Below are 21,832 nucleotides of genomic sequence, written 5' to 3'. Positions count from 1 at the left end.
GTAATGGCGGTGGGGCAACACCCGTACCCATACCGAACACGGCAGTTAAGCCCACCAGCGCCGATGGTACTTGGACCGCAGGGTCCTGGGAGAGTAGGTCGCTGCCGGACGATTCACCCCTGAACGATATGTTCAGGGGTGATTTTTATATTATTTCGTAAGCATATTGACTTAAAAACTTGTACGATGGTAATATATATACAACTAAATATCATTGAGCATGGATGAGTTGAGGAGAGATGAGGAGAGCCGAGAAGGGAAAGGGTTAGAAAGAAAGCCCAGCCTTTTTGGTATGGGCTTTTTTGGCTATCTTCATCTCCTCGAAAGGAGGAGATTTTTTTGTACCCAGTTCAGGAATCTCAGTGGGATTTGCCTGCTTACAGAATAATTGCGGCGCAAGATCACTGGTTACAGGACCCATCTCTCATTTTTGAACAATTAGTTGGTTCAGGAACTGGTTTTTTGCTGGAGAGTTCTGAAGGACCCCAGAAACTGGCACGTTATACTATCATCGGCTGGGATGGTGAAGAGTATATCTTTGCAGATGATAGGGAAGAATTATCGAAATTATTAAAAAAGAATAAATTTCCCCTGTTAAAAGAACTTGAACCATTTTATAATGGATTTGTGGGCTGTATTTCCTTCGATATGGCCTATCGGGAAAAAGAGCACCGGCTGAACGAGTGTGGGCGGAAAAAGGACATTTTTCAATTTCCTGGCGCGATCTTGCTAAGACCCAGAAACGTGATTATTCTTGATAGACAGGAAAAACAATGCAAAGTAATTGTTAACAGCCCGGGTTTAAACCGCGAGGTTGAGGAAATCATCAAACAACTTAAACAGATTCAGGCAGTTGCTCTGTCTAAGGACAAGCAGAATCCCACAATCCAGCCAGCTAAAGCTTTATATGCAAAAGCGGATTTTCTAAATATGGTGGAAAAAGCTAAAGACTATATTAGCGCAGGAGATATCTTTCAAGTAGTTCTATCTCAGCCTTTTTACGGGTTAACTACTCGTCAGCCTTTAGATGTGTACAGAGATCTACGCAATTTTAATCCTTCCCCTTACCACTATTATTTACAAATGGGTGATTACCAGATTATAGGATCATCACCGGAAATGCTGGTAAGGGTAAAAGATGGATGGATTGAAACGCGCCCGATCGCCGGGACGCGACCTCGTGGACGGACTGATGTAGAAGACAGCAAGATTGCAGCAGAATTATTAGGGGATGAGAAGGAACGGGCAGAACATTTAATGCTGGTTGATCTGGGTCGAAATGATATCGGCAAAGTGGCCCGTTCCGGGACTGTAAGGTTGAAAGATTTTTATAAAATCGAAAAATATTCTCATGTCATGCACCTGGTTTCTTCTGTACATGGTGAACTGGGGGATGAGTATGATAGTGTGGATGCCTTCTGGTCCTGTTTTCCGGCAGGAACAGTAAGTGGTGCTCCAAAGGTAAGAGCCCTGGAAATAATTAATGAGCTGGAAGCCGATGGCAGGGGGCTTTATGCTGGAGCAATTGGCTATTTTAGTTCTGCCGGCGATATTGATACCTGTATTGCGATCAGAACTATTGTTATGCAGAAAAATCAGGCCCAGGTTCGTGTAGGAGCAGGGATTGTGGCTGATTCTGATCCCGAGCGTGAATACTGGGAAACAATTCATAAAGGCAATGCAATGTTTAAAGCACTTGGCTGGGAGGTAAAAATTGAATGATTTTAATGATTGATAATTACGATTCTTTTACTTACAATCTGGTTCAATACCTGGGGGAACTGGGGGAGGAAATCAGGGTATTTCGCAATGATGCAATTACGGTTGAAGAAATAGAAGATCTCTCGCCGCAACATATTGTCATCAGTCCTGGACCATGTACTCCCAATGAAGCCGGAATTTCCCTGGATGTGATTAAATATTTTGCTGGTAAAATCCCCATCCTGGGAGTCTGTCTGGGACATCAGTCCATCGGCCAGGTTTTTGGAGGTAAGGTGGTCAGGGCAGAGCGACTGATGCATGGTAAGACTTCTGAAATATATCACGATGGCAAGGGGGTTTTTGCCGGATTGCCCAACCCGTTTATAGCCACCCGTTATCATTCTCTGATTGTGGAAAAAGAGACTTTGCCTGATTGTCTGGAGATTACCGCAGAAACAGCCCAGGGAGAGATCATGGGGATTAGACATAAGGAGTTTTTAGTAGAAGGAGTACAGTTTCATCCTGAATCCATTCTCACCGAAGTAGGCAAGGACTTATTACGCAATTTTCTGAAGATGAGTTATTAGGATAAGGAGTTGAGGAGAGTTGAGTAGAGTCAAGGATTTATTGGAGAAAATTTTACAGGGACAGATATTGACCGCACTGGAAGCTGAAGAGCTTATGAGCTTGATTCTTACCGGGCAGGCTTTGCCGGCTCAAATTGCGGCTGTGCTGGCTGCGCTGCGTTTGCGCGGGGAACGGCCGGAGGAAGTGGCGGCTCTGGCTAGGGCCATGTTGCGTTTTGCTCGCCCGGTGAAACACAATTTACCCCTGGTCATTGATACCTGTGGCACTGGCGGGGATGGAGCCGGTACCTTTAATTTATCGACAGCAGCAGCGCTGGTGGCAGCGGCCCTGGGGATACCAGTAGCCAAACACGGTAACCGTTCCGTAAGTAGTCGCTGTGGCAGTGCCGATCTGGTAGAGGAACTGGGTTTGCCTTTGCCCAATCAACCGGAACGGGCAGCCAGGATTTTAGAAGAACAGGGATTTGTCTTTTTGTTCGCTCCCTTTTATCATCCAGCTCTGGCGACAGTGATGCCTGTGCGAAAGGAAATGGGGGTAAGAACAGTTTTTAACTTGCTGGGCCCTCTTTGTAACCCGGCACATCCTCAGGCTCAGGTGATTGGGGTTTTTGCAACCAGCTGGGTTAAACCCTTTGCTGAAGTAATGGTAGAGCTGGGAAGGAAGCGAGGAGTGGTTGTCCACGGAGCAGACGGATTGGATGAATTCTCACCCACTGGGGAAAATTTGCTGGCTCTGGTCCAGGATGGACAAATAACCATTAAGTCCGTGATGCCGGAGGAAATAGGAATAGCTGGTTGTCAGTTGCAGGATTTGAAGGGTGGGGACCAGCGGCAAAATGCCAGAATGTTACTGGACCTCTTTTTCCGACCCCAGGCAGGTCCGCTTCTGGAAGCTACAGTGGCCAATGCTGCGCTGGCCCTCTGGGTTGCTGGAACGATCAGTGACCTGAGAGAGGGTGTAAGGATAGCCCGTGAGGCGATATTACAAGGCAGAGTGGCTAACTATCTGGCTGAGATTGGGGTCAGGGAGGTGGCTATGTGAAACAGGCGCCTTTTTTAAAAAAGATCCTAACCAATGTGGAAGCCAGATGGGGAAAAGCAAGCGCCATTTATAGGCAAGAAGGTATAAGGGATTTGCCTGAATCACGCCCCTTCTCAGCAATTTTTGCTACAAAACCGGCTCTGCTGGCAGAAATTAAACTGGCATCCCCCAGTGCCGGCCCCCTTGGTTTACGCCAGGAGGCAGTTGAACGGGCAAAGGCTTATGAACAAAACGGAGCAGCAGCGATCTCCGTTGTCACTGAACCGGAATTCTTTCAAGGAGACCTGGAGCTGTTAACTGAAATAAAAAAACATGTAAGGCTTCCGATTCTGGCCAAGGATTTTATCCTTTATCCGGCTCAGGTTTATGCAGCCAGAAAGGCCGGAGCTGATGCACTGTTGCTGATAGTTCGTTTGCTGGATCTGAGTACCTTGCAAAGGCTGGTTGCCTGCTGTCGTCAAGTCGGAATTGAGCCGGTCCTGGAAATTTTTGATGAAAGGGATTGGGGACTGGTTCAGCAGACCGATGGAGAAATTATTTTGATTAATAACCGGGATCTGTTTACTTTAGAGGTGGATCTCAAACGTAGCCTGCACTTGCTTCCTTTCTGCCAGGGTAGAAAAGTAATTGCCGCCAGTGGTATCAATACGGCCGAAGATGCTAAGGTATTGCTGTCGGCTGGTGCAGATGGATTATTAATCGGAACCCGTTTAATGCGCAGTCAAGAACCAGGGGAAGTGATCAGAAAAATACTGGATTGCAGGAGGGAATGATTACGAATCAACATTTAAAAGGGGCTTTCATGGTAGTACTGGCTGCTGGTTTATGGGGCTTTTCAGGAACAGTTGCCAAGTATTTCTTTAATAAACAGGTAGATCCCCTGATTTTGGTCCAGATTAGGTTGAATTTGTCGGCCTGGCTGTTATTGGCCTGGCTGGCAATCAAGCAGAGACAGTTGCTTAAAATTGAGAGACAGGATTATGGCAAAATCATTATTCTTGGGATTTTAGGGATGGCCGGTGTGCAGTTCACTTATCTCTATACAGTAAGCAGGGTTAATGTGGCCCTGGCCGTTTTCCTGCAATATCTTTCCCCTGTCCTGGTTTCTCTGTATGCCTGGGTTTGGCAGAAACAGTTACCGGATTTCCGGGGCCTTTTAGCTTTAATCCTGGCGATTACCGGGAGCGCACTAATGATAATGGGCCCGGAACTAAGTTTAGAGGGCATTCCTCTGGATGGATTACTTACCGGTTTGGCATCTGCTGTAACAGCAGCGTTCTATACCGTTTACGGCAAACAGGTTTTACAGAAATATACCCCCTGGACTACCCTGGGATGGGCTTTGCTGGCTGGGGGCTTACCCTGGTGGCTAATCAACAGTCCCAGGCGGCTGCTGGCCCAGGTAAACTCTGTAGAAACAGTGGCGTTTTTTATTTACATTGCCCTTTTCGCTACTATTATTCCTTTTGGCCTTTATTTTGCCGGCCTTAAACGTATTTCCGCAACAGAGACAGTGATAATTTCCATGTTGGAACCGGTGGTTGCCGCCTTGACCGCTTTCTGGTTTCTGGGAGAGCGGCTCAGCCTCTCTCAAATCGGTGGGGGGCTAGCTATCATGCTGGCAGTCGCTATTTTGAGTTCAGGAAGTATTAGCATAGCTCAGGAGAGCAGAGTTGAGGAGAGATGAGGGAACTAAATCAGTCTTTCACCCTCTCTTTCCTTTGGGGAGGGATTTTTTTGTTGAAATTCAAAGTTTGTGGTCTTACCAGGGTAGAAGACGCAGAAAAGGCAGTTTACCTCGGTGCTAACGCCATCGGAGTCATCATTGGAGCTGAAAGCAAAAGAAGGGTTAGCCTGGAACAAGCCCGGGCCATTCTGGAAAAAGTCCCTTCTTCTTGCTGGAAAGTGGGGGTAGTGGCTGATGTGCCTGTTACGGAGGCCTACAATCTGGCTCGGGATTTGAATCTGGATTTGTTGCAGCTTCACGGGCGGGAGAGCCCGGCCTATTGCTCTGCCTTAAAGTGGCCAGCAGTCAAGGCCTGGTCTGTGGTTTATCGCGATGGCAGTCAACTGCGAAAGGAACTGGAACCTTTTCTACAGGTAGTGGAAGCTATACTGCTGGACAATAACCGGGGAGGATCAGGCCAGAATTTTGACTGGACGGTTTTACAAAACCTGCGGTTGCCCAAACCAGTTTGGATTGCTGGAGGCTTAAATGCAGAAAACATCCCCAAATTATTAGAAATCTTTCAACCCGATTTGGTGGATGTAAATTCCGGGGTGGAAAGCCAGCCTGGAATCAAAGATGCTGAAAAAATGGCCAGGGTAGCCGCAATCATAAGGAGGTTTTAGCTATGGTAATGGCAAGAGCAGGGTATTTCGGAAATTTTGGCGGCAGGTTTGTGGCTGAAACGGCAATTCCTGCTTTACAGGAACTGGAACATGCTTTCTTTGCGATCAAAGAGGATAAGGTTTTTTGGGAAGAGTTAAATTATTTGTTAAGGGATTATGTTGGGCGACCGTCTCCCCTGTATTATGCTGCTAACTTGACGAAGCTGGCTGGTGGGGCTAAAATTTATCTTAAACGCGAAGATTTGAACCACACAGGCAGTCATAAAATCAATAATACCCTGGGTCAGGCGTTGCTGGCCAGAAAACTGGGGAAAAAAGAGGTTATAGCCGAGACAGGGGCAGGCCAGCACGGAGTAGCGACAGCTACTGCGGCGGCCCTGTTGAATCTAAAATGTACAGTTTATATGGGGGCAAAAGATGTAGAAAGACAGCAGCTGAATGTTTTACGGATGCAGCTCTTAGGGGCTGAAGTGGTGCCTGTGCAAAGTGGCAGCTGCACTCTTAAAGATGCCACCAATGAGGCTTTGCGGCAATGGGTTACCCGAATTGAACACTGTCACTATATCATCGGTTCGGTGGTAGGCCCTCATCCATATCCAACCCTGGTTCGGGAATTTCAAAAAATTATCGGGGAGGAGACAAAAAGACAAATACTGGACAAAGAAGGGCGGTTGCCTGACGCTATTGTGGCCTGTGTCGGTGGGGGCAGTAATGCTATGGGCATATTTTATCCTTTTCTACAGGACACTCAGGTAGCCTTATATGGAGTGGAAGCTGCAGGCAAAGGTTTGGCTACGGGGCAACATGCGGCAACACTAAATTGTGGTCGTCCCGGAGTTTTGCATGGAGCCAGGACCTTTTTATTACAGGATGCTCATGGTCAAATTCTGGAAGCACATTCTGTATCAGCGGGATTGGATTACCCGGGGGTAGGTCCAGAACATGCTTTTCTGCATAAAACCGGGCGGGCCCGCTACCTGGCAGTCACCGATCAGGAAGCATTACAGGCTGCGGAATTGCTATGTCGGACGGAAGGAATCTTACCCGCACTGGAAAGTGCTCATGCTATTGCAGGTGCACTGCCGTTGGCCCGGGAACTTGGACCTGATAGAATTATGGTTATTTGTCTTTCAGGTCGAGGCGATAAAGATGTCCATACACTCCAGCAACTAGGAGGTGAGGTAGATGCTTAGAGCTAAGAAAAATTTAATCATCTATCTCACGGCTGGTTATCCCCGCATGGAGCTCTTTCCTGAAATTCTGGCAGCTGTACTGGAAGGTGGCGCTGATTTGATCGAAGTGGGGCTGCCTTTTTCCGATCCCAGTGCTGATGGGCCGGTTATTCAGGAAGCAGCCAAACTGTCATTACAGGCTGGAACAACTGCGGAAAAAGTACTGGATTGTTTAAAAAACTTACCAGTGGAGCTAAGAACAGTGCCGTTCTTGCTTATGACTTACGCCAATCCACTTTTACAGTTAGACCAGGCAGGAGAAAGGCTGGTAGAAGCAGGGATTGGTGGTGTGATTGTGCCAGATATTCCTCTGGAAGAACGCCACTGGTTGGAACCCATACTCAAGCCCTACGGCCTAGCCCAGATTCCTATGGCAGCACCCACAACGCCGGTGGCCAGGATGCAGGAGATGCGGAAACTGAAAGAACCCTTTCTTTACTGCATTTCTGTAACCGGCACTACAGGAATTCGAACGCATTTGTCGAATAGATTAACGGACTTTCTTGTGGCCGCCAAGGAAAATTCTGGCCTGCCTGTAGTTGTAGGTTTTGGTTTTAATAAACCTGAACAGATAAAAAAAATTCAGCCCTATTGTGATGGGGTTGTTATTGGTAGTGCTGTGATGAAAAAGTTAATAGAAGATGGAACATCTCCCCGGGCCCTCAGGGAATTGACAGCTTATATTGGTGAGTTAAAGGCTGCCCTGGGAGATGAGGAGGGAAGTTGAAATGACTCCATTAAAATTGGTGGCAAGACAGCATTTGGACCAGGCCACCGTTGTAACCTTAAATGAGGAACTGAAAGTCGGGGATAGGGAAATAATAGTGATGGCTGGGCCCTGTGCCGTGGAAAGCAAGGAACAGCTGCTGGCTGCTGCTTATGCCGTTAAAGAAGGCGGGGCCAGGGTTTTAAGGGGCGGTGCCTTTAAACCAAGAACATCTCCCTATGCTTTTCAGGGCTTGATGGAAGAAGGCCTGAAGTTGCTGGCTGAAACCAGAAGGGAGACCGGTTTGCCTGTAGTGACCGAGGTCATGGACACCCGGGATCTGGAGTTGGTAGCTGAATATGCGGATATTTTGCAAATTGGCAGCCGGAATATGCAAAATTTCGCCCTTTTAAAAGAAGCTGGTAGAATTGGGAAGCCGATCTTATTGAAACGAGGCCTGGCAGCTACTATTGAAGAATGGTTACTGGCTGCCGAGTATATAATGAGCCAGGGGAATGACCAGATCATCCTCTGTGAACGGGGAATCCGCACTTTTGAGACAGCAACCCGCAATACGCTGGATCTAAGTGCAGTTGCGGTAGTAAAAGAAGTTTCCCATTTACCCGTAATTGTAGATCCCAGCCATGCTACCGGCCGCTGGCAGCTGGTAGCGGCTATGGCTAAAGGAGCGATTGCAGCAGGAGCAGATGGTTTGCTGATTGAGGTTCACCCCAATCCAGCAGAAGCTCTCTGTGATGGTCCTCAGTCTCTTACTCCGGCTAACTTTCATAAACTGATGCAGGATTTGCAGAAGATTGCGCAGGCTATTGGACGGGAAATAGCAATTTAGTCTTTACAAAATTTATGGGATTATGGTAAGATGAAGCAAAGTAAGTTTCAATGTAGTTGCTGGGTAGGATGGTAGACTGTAAAGATTTTACTAGAACTGGTAGGAAGGCAGGTAGGAGGAAAACAATAACGCAGATGGGGACATTCCGTCCATCAGCGGGCACTCCTATCAGGGGTGCCCTTTTTGCCAAATTTCTACAGAGGGGGGAAGAGAGTGTGGTGCAGGCAAGGAAATCTCTAGAAAAAATTAAAGTCTATGTGCCGGGAAAACCAATTGAAGAAGTTCAGCGGGAGCTAGGACTTACCCGGGTCGCCAAACTGGCTTCCAACGAAAATCCGGTCGGGCCTTCACCAAAGGCTATTGCAGCCATGGTGGATCAAGCCGGCAAAACCAATTTATATCCGGATGGAAATGGTTATTATCTGAAGGAGGCCCTGGCTAAACACTGGCAGGTATCCATTGAACAGATCGCTTTAGGCAATGGTTCCGATGAACTGATTCAGCTGCTGGCTCTGGCTTATGTGGAAGCTGGGGATGAAGTGATTATGGCCAAACCGTCATTTCCCCGCTATGAGCCTGTGGTCAGGATGATGGAGGGAGTGCCGGTTGAAATACCTTTGACGGCTGATTGGCGACATGACCTACCCGCTATGGCTCAGGCGATTACTGAAAAAACCAGGATGATTTTTCTCTGCAATCCCAATAATCCCACCGGTACTATGGTGACCAGAGAGGAAGTAGCTGCCTTTATGGCCAGGGTTCCGGCAGGAGTGCTGGTAGTTTTCGATGAAGCTTATTATGAATATGTCAATAATGAAGAGTATCCCGATGGCCTGGACTATTTGCGCCAGGGCAGGGATGTGATTGTTTTGCGCACCTTCTCCAAAATCTATGGACTGGCAGGATTGCGGGTGGGTTATGCTTTAACCAAACCGGAAATCGTGCAAAACCTGGAACGGGTTAGGCCGCCTTTTAATGTGAATGCTCTGGCCCAGGCGGCTGCCCGGGCAGCTCTGGCAGATCAGGTCCACCTGGAAAGGGTACGGGAGTTAAATGCCCAGGGATTACAGTTTTTCTACACGGCCCTGGAGAAGCTGGGATTGGAATACGTACCTTCCTATACCAATTTTGTTCTGATTAATGTAGGGCGTCCGGCTGCTGAAGTATTTCAGCAACTCTTGCGCAAAGGCTATATAGTGCGGGATGTAGGACTGGGAACCTGGTTGCGGGTCACAGTAGGATTGCCGGAGGAAAATCAAGGCTTTATCCAGGCTTTAAGGGAAGTAATTAATAGCTAATTGTTACTAAATAGCAGGATGGGAGGATGGTAGTGATGATCGTTGTGTTAACTGCCCAGGCAGGAGAGCAGGAAAAAAATCAGGTTATTGAAATGATCGAACGAGCAGGACTAAGGGTGCATCTGTCCCAGGGGATTGAACGAACCATCCTGGGCATCATCGGGGACCGGGAACTGGCAGCCAGTCTGGCTCTGGAGGCTTTACCCCAGGTAGAACGAGTTGTACCAATTTTACGGCCTTATAAACTGGCCAGCCGGGATTTTCATCCCCAGGATACGGTAGTAACGGTAGGGGATGTCCAGATTGGCGGAGGAAAAGTGCAGATTATTGCCGGCCCCTGTGCGGTGGAAGGGGAGGAGCAGATTTTAACGGCAGCTCGACTGGCCAAAGCCGCCGGAGCCAGTATTTTGCGCGGGGGAGCTTATAAACCTCGTACTAGCCCCTACTCCTTCCAGGGCATGGAAGAAGAGGGATTAAAATTACTGGCCCGAGCGCGAGCGGAAACCGGCCTGCCGGTGGCTACGGAAGTGGTGGATCCTCGCTCTCTGGAGCTGGTGGCCGAATATGCCGATATTCTGCAGATCGGAGCCCGCAATATGCAAAACTTCCTGCTTCTGAAGGAGGTAGCCAGGGCTGGTAAGCCGGTTATATTAAAACGGGGGATGAGTGCTACCGTTGAAGAATGGCTGCTGGCAGCGGAATATATTTTATCTGCCGGCAACTTCCAGGTTATTCTCTGTGAACGCGGTATCCGTACCTTTGAGACTTCTACCCGTAATACCCTGGATTTGAATGCGGTAGCTCTTGCTCGTCAACTTTCCCATTTGCCCATTCTGGTGGATCCCAGCCATGGTACAGGTAAATGGAAACTGGTAACTCCAATGGCGCTGGCAGGACTGGCAGCAGGTGCTGATGGGTTAATGATTGAAATGCATCCTAATCCGAGTGAGGCTGTCTCCGACGGACCCCAGTCCCTGACTCCGGAAAATTTTGCCCATCTGGTGGAACAAGTAAGAAAACTGGCTATAGCACTGGGAAAAGAGCTGGGGTGAAGGCGATGACAGTAGTACGCAAGATAGCCATTATTGGACTGGGCCTAATGGGCGGCTCATTGGCTAGTGCTTTAAGTCAAAATACCAGCTGGCAGCTCAGGGGTTGGGATATTGACCCGGAAGTAAGAAAAAAAGCTACCCGGTTAATACCTGGGATTGAGATTGGGGAGGAACTGGCTGAAGTTGTAGCTGTTGCTGATCTGGTGGTCTTGGCAGTGCCAGTCAGAACAGCTATGCAACTGGTGGAATCGGTGGCAGCCAGCCTGGCCCGGGGCGCGGTGTTAACCGACCTTTGTTCTACTAAAGGGGAACTGGAACGGAAGATTGCAGCTTGCTTACCCCGGGGAACAGCATGGATTGGCGGTCATCCCATGGCCGGTTCAGAAAAAAAGGGAATAGCAGCAGCTTCTGCCAGACTTTTTCAGGGGGCAACCTGGTTTCTCTGTCCAGGAGAGAACTGTGGTCCGGAACACCTGGAGCTGGTCAGGGAGATGGTACAGGCCGTTGGCGCTAAAGAGCGCCTGATTACCGCCAGGGACCATGATCGCATCACAGCCCGCCTAAGCCACTTACCCCATTTGGTAGCAGGGGGATTATTGCACAATGTAGTATGTGCTCTGGGGCAGGAGGCATTACGATGGGCCGGGCCAGGATTACGGGATACGACCAGAATTGCTGGTAGTCCGGTGCCAATGTGGCTGGATATATTTTTGACCAATAGGGAAGAAATTCTGGCAGCTATTGATGATTTACAGGTCTTTTTAACAACAGTTAAAGATGCCTTGAGTAATACCGACGAGACACGGTTGAGTATGCTTCTGGAACAAGCCAGGGTTTACCGGCAAAATATGGGATAAGGATGAAGGATATGGTAGAGCAAATTCGAGTTCAAGGACCCAGTGCAGAGATCAAAGGCGAGTTGATGATTCCGGGAGATAAGTCCATTTCCCATCGGGCAGTGTTGCTGGGAGCATTAACAGAAGGCACTGTTGAAATCAGCGGCTTTTTGCCCGGGGCTGACTGTCTCAGCTCAGTGTCCTGTTTGCGCCAGATGGGAGTTGAGATCGAGGAAACTGGACCAGGTGCCCTGAAGGTTCATGGGCGTGGCTGGCAGGGATTAAAAGAGCCGTCTGATGTACTGGATGTGGGCAATAGCGGTACTACCATGCGGCTACTGCTGGGCATTCTGGCCGGCACGGATTTCTTCAGCGTCCTGACAGGAGACGCTTCGATTCGGCGGCGACCTATGGGCCGGGTAACTGAGCCATTACAAAAGATGGGAGCCCAGATTCAGGGCCGAAGTCAGGGTAAGCTGGCTCCCCTGGCCATCCAGGGCGGTAAACTGGTTGGCTGTCAGCACCTTTCCGCTGTGGCCAGTGCGCAGGTGAAATCTGCTCTGTTGCTGGCTGGGCTGCGGGCTGAAGGGAAAACAGAGGTACAGGAGCCTGCTGTCAGCCGGGATCACACGGAAAGAATGTTACGCACTTTTGGTGTTGAAATAGGGCAGGAAGGAAACCGGCTCTGGGTTGAGGGCGGACAGAAATTGCAGGCTGTTCCAGTACAGGTACCGGGTGATATCTCTTCCGCAGCCTTCTGGCTGGTAGCTGCCAGTATCATTCCCAATAGCAGCCTTTATTTAAAACAGGTGGGTGTCAATCCTACTCGTACCGGTATTCTTGATGTTTTACAGGCAATGGGGGCCAGAATTCAACTGATGAATTATCGCCGATTTGGCGATGAACCGGTGGCAGACCTGCTGGTAGAATCGGCGGAGTTACAGGGTGTAGAAATAGGAGGGGAGCTTATTCCCAGATTGATTGATGAAATTCCTGTACTGGCTCTGGCGGCAGCGGTGGCCCGTGGTCGGACCATAATCCGGGATGCCGCAGAGCTCAGGGTCAAGGAATCGGACCGTCTGGCTGCTATAAGCCGGGAACTGAGCAAACTGGGAGCTACCATCGAAGAAATGCCCGATGGCTTGATAATTGAAGGCGGGGCTAAACTAGAGGGAGCCCGGGTAGAAAGCTACCATGATCATAGAATGGCAATGACTTTGCTAATTGCTGGTCTGGTAGCGCATGGGACTACTACTGTTTCGGGTTGTGAAGCAATTCCAGTTTCCTATCCTGACTTTGTTTCCAGTTTGCAAAGATTAGGAGCCAATCTTGACTGAGAGGAGAAAAATCAATATAATATAATTAGCAAATGGGGAGTAGCGCCCTGACTACAGGGAGCCAGAATCGTCAACTCGGGTTAGACCCCGGTTTTGGCCTTAGCAGCAAGACCTTTGCTCCACAAGGGGTAAAGGTCTCTTTATTTTACTTTAAAAAGGGGGATTGTTTATGAAAAAGGCGTGGATTCCTGTTCTGGTAATACTGGGGATTGTACTGGTTCTGGGTATGAGTCTGAGCAGTACTTATAATAACCTGGTAACGATGGAACAGCAAGTGGAAAGCAGCTGGGCTCAAGTGCAAAACCAGCTGCAGCGGCGGGCAGATCTGATTCCCAATCTGGTAGAAACAGTTAAAGGTTATGCTGCTCATGAAAAAGAGGTACTGGGCAATATTGCTGAGGCCAGATCCCGCCTGGCCGGGGCCAGAACACCGGCGGAAGCAGCAACAGCTAATGCTCAGCTGGATAGCGCATTAAGCCGTTTGCTGGTGGTAGTTGAGAATTATCCTAACCTTAAGGCAGATGCTAACTTCCGGCAATTAATGGATGAGCTGGCAGGTACCGAAAATCGTATCGCCGTGGCCCGCCAGGATTATAATAAAGCTGTCCAGGCCTACAATACCTATCTGAAAAGTTTTCCAACCAATTTGGTAGCAGGAGTATTTGGCTTTAATGCCAAAGAATTTTTCCAGGCTCAGCCAGGAGCTGAGCAGGCACCTAAAGTGGATTTTGGCTCTGGTAAAAGTTAAAGGGGGCAAATGGCATGCGGATAAGCTGGCGCCGTGTACTCCCCGTTTGGATATTACTCTTTTCTTTTCTAATCGCAATATTTAACACTGCCTGGTCGGCGGACATTTATGTTCAGGATCGGGCTGAGATTCTATCTCCAGAGGTGGCCCGGCGCATCAATCAACTAGGAGCTGCTTTAGAACAGGCCACTCCTGGGGCTCAAGTAGTTGTGATGACTCTGCCATCTCTGGAAGGTAAACCTATCAGCCAGATAGCAGTCGAAGAATTCAGAAGACTGGGGATTGGCAGTAAGGAACACAATAATGGCGTGCTGTTCGTCATCGCTCCCAATGAAAGGGAAGTCAGAATCGAAGTTGGTTATGGGCTGGAGGGGGCCATCCCCGACGGGAAAGCGGGACGCATTTTAGATGAATCAGTTTTGCCATACTTCCGGCAGGGCGATTATAATCGGGGTATTGAAAATGGCTACCGTCGTCTGGTAGAGGAAGTTGCTCGTGAATATCAGGTAAAAAACCTGGTACAGCCTGTTGAACCGGAGCAAAAGGAGAGTAGGAAGAACATTACTATCGCTTATATTATCGCTGGCTTGTTGTTACTGGATGTACTGTTCAACCGCGCCCGGATTACCCGCTTGTTGATGGATTTGTTTTTCTATGCGGCTATTTTTGGCGGAGGTCGCCGGGGCGGAGGAGGATTTGGCGGCGGCTCATCGGGCGGTGGTGGAGCAGAAAAGCGCTGGTAGGGGCAAAATGCCCCTTTTTTCTTTTCTTTGACTGCAGGTTTTTGTTATAATAGCTGAGAGAAGAAAGAGGGGTTTGAGTGATGAGCAAACTACAACAAATTGCCATTGATGGACCTGCTGGTGCCGGCAAGAGCACCATTGCCCGTTTGCTGGCCCGGCAACTGGGTTATCTATATGTAGATACAGGGGCAATGTACCGGGCAGTTACCCTGAAGGTTTTAAAACAGGGGTTGGATCCGGGAGATGAAAAGGAAATCGCTGATATGCTAACAGAAACAGAGGTGGACCTGATCCCAGCAACTGAAGGATTGCGGGTGATTTTAGATGGGGAGGATGTCAGTGACGCCATCCGAACGCCTCAGGTAAGTCAGGCGGTATCTCAGGTTGCTCGTATTCCGGCTGTGCGGGAAAAGCTAACGATTTGGCAACGGGCACTGGGAGAAAAGTGGCCGGTAGTAATGGATGGTCGGGATATCGGCACGGTGGTATTGCCTGAGGCAGAGCACAAGTTCTTTCTGACTGCCTCTCTGGAAGAGCGGGCCCGCCGCCGCTATTTGGAGTTAAAAAGCAAAGGTTATACCCAGAGCTTTGAGAGTCTCTTAGAGGAAATGGCTTTAAGGGACAAAATGGATAGCGGACGGGAGATTGCTCCCCTTAAACCGGCAGAAGATGCCCAGATTATTGATACTACCGGAATGACCATCGAAGAAGTGGTTAATGAATTGTTAAAACGTTTGGGAGGGAATACATAAGGTGGATTTTTATCAATTTGCCCGAATGCTTTGTCGGTCTTATTTACGGTTTGTTAGGTGCTGGAAAGTGGAAGGGGAAAAGAATCTACCGGTAGAGGGACCAGTAATTATTGCTGCTAACCATGTCAGCAATCTGGATCCGGTCGTAGTAGGCTGTGCCTTTGATCGGAAGGTAAGCTATTTGGCCAAGGAAGAATTGTTTCAGGTCCCGGTACTTAGCTGGATTATTCGGCATCTGGGCGCTTTTCCTGTAAAGAGAGGTACAGGTGACCGGGGAGCGATCAGAGCGGCTCTGGATGTCCTGGAGAAGGGGGACTGTTTTGGCATTTTTCCGGAAGGTACGCGCAGTAAAGATGGCAATTTACAACAGCCCAAACTGGGAGTGGCTATGTTGGCTGCTAAGACAGGGGCTCCTGTATTGCCAGTGGCCTTAATCAACACCCAGCGTTTACTGGCTCCCATTACTGTTCGCGTGGGTCAGGTGATTAAACCGCCCTGGCCAGCAGGCAGCAAGGTAAGCAAAGAGGAACTGGAGGCATTTGCCCAGCAGATAATGGCTGAAATTAAGAGGTTAAGGGAAAAATAACATTTTTTTTAAGCAAATGCAGGACTTTTCTGACGAAAATAGAATAATTTGAGGTAATGGACAAACAATTATACTTACAGAACCAGGGGTGAACAGGTTGGAAATTATCTTAGCCCGCGCTGCCGGTTACTGTTTCGGAGTGAAACGAGCCATCCAGGTGGCTGAAGCAGCAGCCCGGGAAACTGGCAGTCAAATATACACTTATGGACCGTTAATTCATAACCGGCAGGCTGTTGCCAAACTGGAAGAACAGGGAATAAAAGTTATCGAAAATTTGGATTCTGCTGCTGGTGAAGTGGTGATTATCCGTTCCCATGGAGTGGGCCCGGAGATTCTAAATAAGGCTGAAGAGTTGAAGATAAAGCTAGTTGATGCTACCTGCCCTTTTGTCAAAAAGGCCCAGGAAATTGCTCGTTCTTTACAAGCAGATGGATATACTGTTATCGTGGTAGGAGAAGCCGAACATCCGGAAGTTAAGGGCATCATCGGTTGGACCGAAGGCAAAGGGATTGTAGTTCAGCAACCGGAAGATCTTCAACTGATTAAGCCAGGGAAAAAAATTGGCGTTCTGGCTCAAACCACACAGCCTTTAGCCAGATTGCAGGCGGTAGTTAAAGAATTGCTGACTTTTGGCCGGGAAGTAAGGGTTTTTAACACCATCTGCCACGCTACGGAAGAAAGACAACAGGCGGCACGGGAATTAGCAAGCCAGGTGGAAGTTATGCTGGTTGTAGGTGGTGCTCATAGTGCCAATACTCAAAAACTAGCAGCCATCTGCCGGGAATCAGGCGCCACCACCTATGCGATTGAAACTGCTGCTGAGATTCAAACCGACTGGTTTAAAGGTGTAGATAAGGTCGGTATAACTGCAGGTGCTTCTACACCTGACTGGATCATAGAGGAGGTTGTCAAGAAAATGACCGATATACGTCAGAACGAACAGACAGAACAAAATCCCCAGGATATGGAGCAGCTGCTCAATGAGGCTCTGGAATTCCAAAGGGTTAGCCGGGGGCAAAAGTTAAAAGGCACTGTGGTGTCTGTAAGTGACGATGAAGTCCTGGTGGATATAGGAGCCAAATCAGAAGCTGTCGTTCCCTTAAGGGAACTGACCTGTTGTCCGGTGGAATCCGCCAGAGAATATGTAAAACCTGGGGATGAAATTGAGGTAGTAGTACTAAAGGTTGAGGATATGGAAGGGCGGATCGTCTGTTCTAAACAAAAAGCTGATGCCATGAAGGCTATGAATACCCTGGAAGAAGCCTACAAAACCGGACAAAAAGTAACCGGTCGGGTGGCTGAAGTAATTAAAGGCGGGTTACTGGTAGATCTGGGAGTAAGAGCATTTTTGCCGGCCTCTCATGTTGATGTTCGTTATGTGGAAAATCTAGAAAAATATGTTGGTCAGGAAGTTGCTGTCAAAATAATTGAATTTAACCGGCAGAAAGCCAGAGTAGTGGTCAGCCGGAAAGCAGTGATTGAGGAAGAACAGCTGCAGAAGAAGACGAATGCACTGGCTACTCTTGCTCCTGGACAAATCGTGAAAGGAAAGGTACGCCGTATTACTTCTTTTGGAGCTTTCGTAGATCTGGGAGGAATAGATGGTTTACTGCATATTTCTGAATTAGCCTGGCATCATGTAGATCACCCTGCTGAAGTGATCAGAGAAGGGGAAGAAATTGAGGTAAAAATACTGGATATAGATCAGGCCAATGAAAAGATATCTTTAAGTCGGCGTCAGGTTTTACCCAGTCCCTGGGAAACAGTAGAGAAAAAATACACCGTTGGCTCCATTGTAAAAGGGAAAGTGGTGCGGTTAGTTCCTTTTGGGGCCTTTGTAGAGTTAGAACCGGGAGTAGATGGTTTGATTCACCTTTCTCAGCTGGCGGATAGGAGGGTGGCCAAAGCTGACGAAGTGGTACAGCCAGGTCAGGAAGTCTTAGTAAAGGTTATTGACGTAAAATCTGATGAGAAGCGTATCAGTTTATCCTTAAAAGAGGCTCAGGGAGTTGTTCCTGAGGCATAATTTGATTGATGCAAGCATTGCCTTATATAAAAGGCAATGCTTTTTTAGTGACCTCTTGACAATTTAGTACAAATGAACTATCATAATTATAGAGTAAATGAATATCATTCTCAACGAGGTGAATGGAGGTGGCCCATTTGGCACCACTGGATATGGTGAAAAAAGGACAGAAGGTAAGAATACATAGTATTAATAATCCGGTAGTTCGGGCCCAGGCATTACGCTTTGGGATTAGTGAAGGGGAAATAGTGTCAGTTGAAGAAATTATTCCGGCTGGACCGATTATTCTCGGCCGCAAAAAACAGGAGATAGCTGTAGGCAGGCAACTGGCGCAAAAAATTCTGGTTGAGATTCTTTAAGGAAAGAGGGAATTTCTATGCATTGCCATCATTGTAACCTGGCACTGGATATCCCGCCTGGAGCCAGGAAAATAGTTCTGGCGGGAAATCCTAATGTAGGTAAATCGGTTTTTTTCAATGCTTTTACTGGAATGTATGTGGATGTTTCTAATTACCCGGGGACAACCTTGGAAATTAGCCATGGTCGGTATGGTCAAGATGTGGTAATTGATACTCCTGGTGTTTATGGTATTTCCTCCTTTAATGATGAGGAAAGGATAGCGCGGGACATTATTTTAGATGCAGATCTGGTGATTAATGTTGTAGATGCTGTTCACCTGGAAAGAGACCTGTTTTTAACCCAGCAAATCATAGATACCGGTGTACCTGTGATTGTGGCTTTGAATATGGTTGATGAAGCCCGAAAAAATGGTATGGAAATTGATATCGATCTATTATCCAGGGAGCTGGGCGTCCCGGTATTTCCTACAGTAGCTGTTGAGAAAAAAGGCTTCAAAGAATTGCAGGAAGGACTAAATCAGGCTAGACCTGGATATATAGACCCCTGGCTGCAGGATAAACTGGAATGGATTACAGCCAAAGTGGGGCACCAGGGAGAAGCTCTTTTAATTCTGGAAGGAGACCCAATTGTAGCGGAGAGAAATGGCCTGTCACCGGGAGATTTGCAGGAGGAAATATACCGGAGAAGAAGAGAACGGGTTAACCGGCTGGTGGAAAAAGTACAGCGGGAAACAAGCCAGGGTATTAGCTGGTCAACCAGATTGGGACGCTGGAGTATCCGCCCGCTGACAGGGATTCCCATTTTGCTATTGGCCCTCTGGGGAATGTATGAAATTATCGGTGTAATTATTGCGCAGGATGTTGTAGGGGTTACAGAGGAAACCATTATGCAGGGTTTCTATGAACCCTGGATTAGACAGGTAATTGGTAGTATTATCCCTGAACACTCAGCTCTGGGTACCATCTTAATCGGTGAATTTGGTATTTTGACCATGACAGTCACTTATATTTTTGGGTTGCTTTTGCCACTGGTGGTGGGCTTTTATCTGGTCTTATCCATCTTTGAAGACAGTGGCTATCTACCGCGGATCGCCACTTTGCTCGACCGGGTTATGACCAGCATTGGTCTGAATGGACGGGCGGTTATCCCGATGATTCTGGGGTTTGGCTGTGTCACCATGGCCACTATCGTCACCAGAGTGCTTGGTTCTGATCGGGAGAGACGAATTGCGACTTTCCTCCTTGCTATGGCTATTCCCTGTTCTGCCCAGATGGGGGTTATCGTAGCACTGCTTTCAGGATTAGGTGCAAAATTTGTAATATTATATGTGCTGGCTATCTTTTCCCTTCTGGCTCTGGTAGGTACTTTATTGAATAAGCTATTACCGGGTAGATCTACTGATCTGTTAATCGACTTACCTCCCATGCGCTTACCGCGGCTGAGTAATGTAGTAAAGAAGACAGCAACCAAGTCCAGTCACTTTCTGAAAGAAGCTACCCCTTTGTTTGCAATTGGCGCCTTTATTATTAGCATTATGCAAATTACCGGGGCACTGGAAATGTTGCAGGATTGGTTGCGTCCCTTAACGGTTGGCTGGTTAAGTTTGCCTAAGGAAGCGGCAACAGCATTTATCATGGGCTTTGTTCGTCGAGATTTTGGTGCTGCCGGTTTTGCTTCCATGGAATTAACCGCACTACAGAAGTTAGCTGGTTTAATTACGATTACAATTTTTGTTCCCTGTATTGCTTCTGCACTGGTTATTTTTAAGGAAAGGGGCAAACAGGAAGGCTTGATTATCTGGCCGGCTGTTCTAGTTATTGCCTTTTTGATTGGAGGTCTTACGGCGCAGCTGTTTAATCTAATGGGCCTGGCCGGAGGGTACCTGCTCTTCGGCAGTATGCTGGTTTTAGCCATTCTGTTAGGAAAGTTTCTCCCGCAGAGAGAGGAGGCGTAATTTATGGCTCATGAATGTAATATTATCTCTAACACCTGTCCACAGTGTGGTTTTAAACTAAAGGGTAATGAAATGAAGTGTCCCCGTTGTGCCAAAGTATTAATCCAGATTGGTAGCTGCAGTGGAGCCTGCGGCAGTTGCAATCAAAGGTCCGGCCAGTAAGCCGGACCTTTTGACTTTGGGAAAAGATAATAATACAATAACTTCAGGGAGGAGATAGAGATGTTATCGAAAATATTAATAGGTTTGGATGGTTCGAGCCATAGTTTTAAGGCTCTGGAATTTGCCCTGGAATTAGCAGTGCTAAAGCCAGAAATAAAACTAACTGCCGTTTGTGTTGTAGGATTTAGTCGGGATCTGGCTTTGTTTGCTGGCCTTTCCCCTGAACAATATAATGCTTTTTTAAAAGAGAAAGCCAGCAAAACCCTGGCCCAGGCAGAAAACATGGCTAACCAAAAGGGGATTAAAATTTCCACCTGTGTCCTGGAAGGGGATGCGGCAGAAATGCTGAGCAAATATGCTCGAACTGAGGGATTTGATCATATCGTAGTTGGTGGCCGGGGATTGAGCAATATAAAAGGCATGGTCCTGGGGAGTGTCAGTCATCGCTTGCTTTATCAGGCACCCTGTCCAGTTAGCGTTATTCGCTAGGAGGTGGCAATTGTGAAAGACCTACTGGCGATAGCTTTGGGAGGGCTACTAGGTGCTGTTGCTCGCTATAGTGTTAACCAGCTGGCACAGGGCTTTTCTATCATCGGTATACCCACAGCGACTTTAATTGTAAATCTGCTGGGTTCCTTTGGCCTGGCGTTCTTCTTGCAAAAATCTTTAACTAGCTGGGGGTTAGCTGCTCACTGGCGTCTTGGGATTGCAACTGGTTTTTTTGGTGCTTTCACTACTTTTTCCACTTTTATGCTGGAAAATGTTGCTTTACTTTTAAAGCACAATTACTTAACAGCATTTTCTTATCTTTTGATGACTGCTTTTCTGGCAGCAGCTGCTGGCTTTCTGGGCTGGTTTATAGCAGAAACTACTACGGGCCAGACCTTAAGGGAGAAGGAGTAAAGGAATGAAAATGTGGCTGTTAGTAGCAATTGGCGGGGCCTTAGGGGCGCTTTCCCGTTACTGGCTGGGCAAGTGGGTTAATCGCTGGTGGCAGGGAGACTTGCCCCTGGGCACGATGGTTATTAACCTCTCAGGTTCTTTTGCCCTGGGGCTTGTTCTGGGTTATAAAAATTATTTGCCATTAACTGTGGTGCTTGCTTTTGGTACTGGTTTTTTAGGCAGTTTTACTACTTATTCCACTCTTAATTATGAATTTATTTCTTTATTAAAACAAGGTAAATATTCGATTGCCTTTTTATATATTTTCCTTTCTTTTAGCTTTGGACTGATTTGTGGATTTGCTGGTCTTTATCTTGCCATGAACTTATAAGGAGGTATGCAGCAGCTTCAGAAAACTAGACTATAATTGATTGTATTTAACTGTTTTGCTACAATAAAAAAATGGAACTATTATCCATTGGAGAAGCAGCAAAGTCCGGCAGGGTTTCGGGGAGTTGATCAGGAATGCCAAAGAAACACGAGAAGAACAAATTTAGCATAACTGTGTGCGGGGAGTTTTTTCCGGAGATTTACCCGGCTCACCGGTCTTCGAAGTGGAGCCGGGG

The 21,832-nt window shown here is 47.7% G+C and carries 24 protein-coding genes and 1 rRNA gene; all 25 read left to right on the top strand.

Annotated elements, in window-relative coordinates:
* Window positions 1-110 (top strand): 5S ribosomal RNA (gene rrf / locus ULO1_RS03440); the annotation flags it as partial.
* A 229-nt stretch (window positions 111-339) separates the two neighbouring features.
* Window positions 340-1,722 carry an anthranilate synthase component I family protein gene (locus ULO1_RS03435; RefSeq protein WP_078666274.1) on the top strand — a complete coding sequence of 461 codons (1,383 nt, stop codon included), beginning with the start codon at window positions 340-342 and terminating at the stop codon, window positions 1,720-1,722.
* Window positions 1,719-2,288, top strand: coding sequence for an aminodeoxychorismate/anthranilate synthase component II (gene pabA / locus ULO1_RS03430; protein ID WP_078666273.1), 570 nt, complete (start codon window positions 1,719-1,721; stop codon window positions 2,286-2,288). The genes ULO1_RS03435 and pabA overlap by 4 nt, the downstream gene beginning before the upstream one ends.
* A 19-nt stretch (window positions 2,289-2,307) precedes the next feature.
* Window positions 2,308-3,330: an anthranilate phosphoribosyltransferase gene (gene trpD, locus ULO1_RS03425; RefSeq protein ID WP_079907746.1), complete on the top strand. Its 1,023-nt coding sequence runs from the start codon at window positions 2,308-2,310 to the stop codon at window positions 3,328-3,330.
* A complete protein-coding gene (locus ULO1_RS03420) occupies window positions 3,327-4,103 on the top strand; it encodes an indole-3-glycerol-phosphate synthase (RefSeq protein ID WP_078666271.1) in 777 nt (258 codons plus the stop codon). Before trpD ends, ULO1_RS03420 begins: the two co-directional genes overlap by 4 nt.
* A complete protein-coding gene (locus ULO1_RS03415) occupies window positions 4,100-5,017 on the top strand; it encodes a DMT family transporter (RefSeq protein WP_078666270.1) in 918 nt (305 codons plus the stop codon). Before ULO1_RS03420 ends, ULO1_RS03415 begins: the two co-directional genes overlap by 4 nt.
* A 50-nt stretch (window positions 5,018-5,067) precedes the next feature.
* The gene (locus ULO1_RS03410; RefSeq protein WP_159071856.1) at window positions 5,068-5,682 is read left to right on the top strand and encodes a phosphoribosylanthranilate isomerase; all 615 of its coding nucleotides are present in this window, start codon (window positions 5,068-5,070) and stop codon (window positions 5,680-5,682) included.
* A gap of 2 nt (window positions 5,683-5,684) precedes the next feature.
* On the top strand, window positions 5,685-6,875 hold the full coding sequence (trpB, locus tag ULO1_RS03405) for a tryptophan synthase subunit beta (RefSeq protein WP_200806926.1): 1,191 nt from the start codon (window positions 5,685-5,687) through the stop codon (window positions 6,873-6,875).
* Complete coding sequence (gene trpA / locus ULO1_RS03400) at window positions 6,868-7,641, top strand: tryptophan synthase subunit alpha (protein ID WP_078666268.1); 774 nt, start codon at window positions 6,868-6,870, stop codon at window positions 7,639-7,641. The genes trpB and trpA overlap by 8 nt, the downstream gene beginning before the upstream one ends.
* A 1-nt stretch (window position 7,642) precedes the next feature.
* Window positions 7,643-8,470, top strand: a complete 828-nt coding sequence (aroF, locus tag ULO1_RS03395; protein WP_242947894.1) for a 3-deoxy-7-phosphoheptulonate synthase — start codon at window positions 7,643-7,645, stop codon at window positions 8,468-8,470.
* Between the two features lie 215 nt (window positions 8,471-8,685).
* Window positions 8,686-9,768 carry a histidinol-phosphate transaminase gene (hisC, locus tag ULO1_RS03390; RefSeq protein ID WP_242946666.1) on the top strand — a complete coding sequence of 361 codons (1,083 nt, stop codon included), beginning with the start codon at window positions 8,686-8,688 and terminating at the stop codon, window positions 9,766-9,768.
* Window positions 9,769-9,803: 35 nt separating this feature from the next.
* Complete coding sequence (gene aroF, locus ULO1_RS03385) at window positions 9,804-10,820, top strand: 3-deoxy-7-phosphoheptulonate synthase (protein WP_078666265.1); 1,017 nt, start codon at window positions 9,804-9,806, stop codon at window positions 10,818-10,820.
* Between the two features lie 5 nt (window positions 10,821-10,825).
* A complete protein-coding gene (locus ULO1_RS03380) occupies window positions 10,826-11,677 on the top strand; it encodes a prephenate dehydrogenase/arogenate dehydrogenase family protein (RefSeq protein ID WP_079907738.1) in 852 nt (283 codons plus the stop codon).
* Window positions 11,678-11,688: 11 nt separating this feature from the next.
* Window positions 11,689-12,993 carry a 3-phosphoshikimate 1-carboxyvinyltransferase gene (gene aroA, locus ULO1_RS03375; protein ID WP_143325400.1) on the top strand — a complete coding sequence of 435 codons (1,305 nt, stop codon included), beginning with the start codon at window positions 11,689-11,691 and terminating at the stop codon, window positions 12,991-12,993.
* A gap of 169 nt (window positions 12,994-13,162) precedes the next feature.
* Window positions 13,163-13,741, top strand: a complete 579-nt coding sequence (locus ULO1_RS03370) for a LemA family protein (RefSeq protein WP_079907736.1) — start codon at window positions 13,163-13,165, stop codon at window positions 13,739-13,741.
* A 14-nt stretch (window positions 13,742-13,755) separates the two neighbouring features.
* Complete coding sequence (locus ULO1_RS03365; protein ID WP_079932987.1) at window positions 13,756-14,484, top strand: YgcG family protein; 729 nt, start codon at window positions 13,756-13,758, stop codon at window positions 14,482-14,484.
* 80 nt (window positions 14,485-14,564) lie between these two features.
* Window positions 14,565-15,236, top strand: a complete 672-nt coding sequence (gene cmk / locus ULO1_RS03360; protein WP_078666261.1) for a (d)CMP kinase — start codon at window positions 14,565-14,567, stop codon at window positions 15,234-15,236.
* A 1-nt stretch (window position 15,237) separates the two neighbouring features.
* Window positions 15,238-15,822 (top strand): 1-acyl-sn-glycerol-3-phosphate acyltransferase, encoded by a 585-nt coding sequence (locus ULO1_RS03355; protein ID WP_242946665.1) that lies wholly within the window; start codon window positions 15,238-15,240, stop codon window positions 15,820-15,822.
* A gap of 97 nt (window positions 15,823-15,919) precedes the next feature.
* Entirely contained in the window at window positions 15,920-17,848 is a 1,929-nt protein-coding gene (locus ULO1_RS03350) for a bifunctional 4-hydroxy-3-methylbut-2-enyl diphosphate reductase/30S ribosomal protein S1 (RefSeq protein WP_159071857.1), read from the top strand.
* Between the two features lie 137 nt (window positions 17,849-17,985).
* The gene (locus ULO1_RS03345; RefSeq protein WP_307167151.1) at window positions 17,986-18,207 is read left to right on the top strand and encodes a ferrous iron transport protein A; all 222 of its coding nucleotides are present in this window, start codon (window positions 17,986-17,988) and stop codon (window positions 18,205-18,207) included.
* 17 nt (window positions 18,208-18,224) lie between these two features.
* A complete protein-coding gene (gene feoB / locus ULO1_RS03340; protein WP_079932986.1) occupies window positions 18,225-20,162 on the top strand; it encodes a ferrous iron transport protein B in 1,938 nt (645 codons plus the stop codon).
* Window positions 20,163-20,165: 3 nt separating this feature from the next.
* Entirely contained in the window at window positions 20,166-20,324 is a 159-nt protein-coding gene (locus tag ULO1_RS14665; protein ID WP_159073828.1) for a hypothetical protein, read from the top strand.
* A gap of 60 nt (window positions 20,325-20,384) precedes the next feature.
* A complete protein-coding gene (locus ULO1_RS03335) occupies window positions 20,385-20,813 on the top strand; it encodes a universal stress protein (protein ID WP_079932985.1) in 429 nt (142 codons plus the stop codon).
* A 12-nt stretch (window positions 20,814-20,825) separates the two neighbouring features.
* Window positions 20,826-21,227, top strand: coding sequence for a fluoride efflux transporter CrcB (gene crcB / locus ULO1_RS03330; protein ID WP_078666256.1), 402 nt, complete (start codon window positions 20,826-20,828; stop codon window positions 21,225-21,227).
* 4 nt (window positions 21,228-21,231) lie between these two features.
* Complete coding sequence (gene crcB, locus ULO1_RS03325; protein ID WP_079932984.1) at window positions 21,232-21,597, top strand: fluoride efflux transporter CrcB; 366 nt, start codon at window positions 21,232-21,234, stop codon at window positions 21,595-21,597.
* Window positions 21,598-21,832 lie beyond the last annotated feature (235 nt).

Source organism: Carboxydocella sp. ULO1 (genome assembly GCF_002049255.1).
In the GTDB taxonomy this organism is placed as follows: domain Bacteria; phylum Bacillota.
This window is presented reverse-complemented; position numbering and strand designations above follow the sequence as displayed.

Coding starts and splice junctions, on each gene's coding strand:
- aroA (WP_143325400.1), top strand. CDS start 11,689: ATGGTAGAGCAAATTCGAGTTCAAGGACCCAGTGCAGAGATCAAAGGC.
- crcB (WP_079932984.1), top strand. CDS start 21,232: ATGAAAATGTGGCTGTTAGTAGCAATTGGCGGGGCCTTAGGGGCGCTT.
- aroF (WP_242947894.1), top strand. CDS start 7,643: ATGACTCCATTAAAATTGGTGGCAAGACAGCATTTGGACCAGGCCACC.
- aroF (WP_078666265.1), top strand. CDS start 9,804: ATGATCGTTGTGTTAACTGCCCAGGCAGGAGAGCAGGAAAAAAATCAG.
- ULO1_RS03365 (WP_079932987.1), top strand. CDS start 13,756: ATGCGGATAAGCTGGCGCCGTGTACTCCCCGTTTGGATATTACTCTTT.
- ULO1_RS14665 (WP_159073828.1), top strand. CDS start 20,166: ATGGCTCATGAATGTAATATTATCTCTAACACCTGTCCACAGTGTGGT.
- pabA (WP_078666273.1), top strand. CDS start 1,719: ATGATTTTAATGATTGATAATTACGATTCTTTTACTTACAATCTGGTT.
- trpA (WP_078666268.1), top strand. CDS start 6,868: ATGCTTAGAGCTAAGAAAAATTTAATCATCTATCTCACGGCTGGTTAT.
- cmk (WP_078666261.1), top strand. CDS start 14,565: ATGAGCAAACTACAACAAATTGCCATTGATGGACCTGCTGGTGCCGGC.
- ULO1_RS03380 (WP_079907738.1), top strand. CDS start 10,826: ATGACAGTAGTACGCAAGATAGCCATTATTGGACTGGGCCTAATGGGC.
- ULO1_RS03415 (WP_078666270.1), top strand. CDS start 4,100: ATGATTACGAATCAACATTTAAAAGGGGCTTTCATGGTAGTACTGGCT.
- ULO1_RS03335 (WP_079932985.1), top strand. CDS start 20,385: ATGTTATCGAAAATATTAATAGGTTTGGATGGTTCGAGCCATAGTTTT.
- trpB (WP_200806926.1), top strand. CDS start 5,685: ATGGTAATGGCAAGAGCAGGGTATTTCGGAAATTTTGGCGGCAGGTTT.
- feoB (WP_079932986.1), top strand. CDS start 18,225: ATGCATTGCCATCATTGTAACCTGGCACTGGATATCCCGCCTGGAGCC.
- ULO1_RS03370 (WP_079907736.1), top strand. CDS start 13,163: ATGAAAAAGGCGTGGATTCCTGTTCTGGTAATACTGGGGATTGTACTG.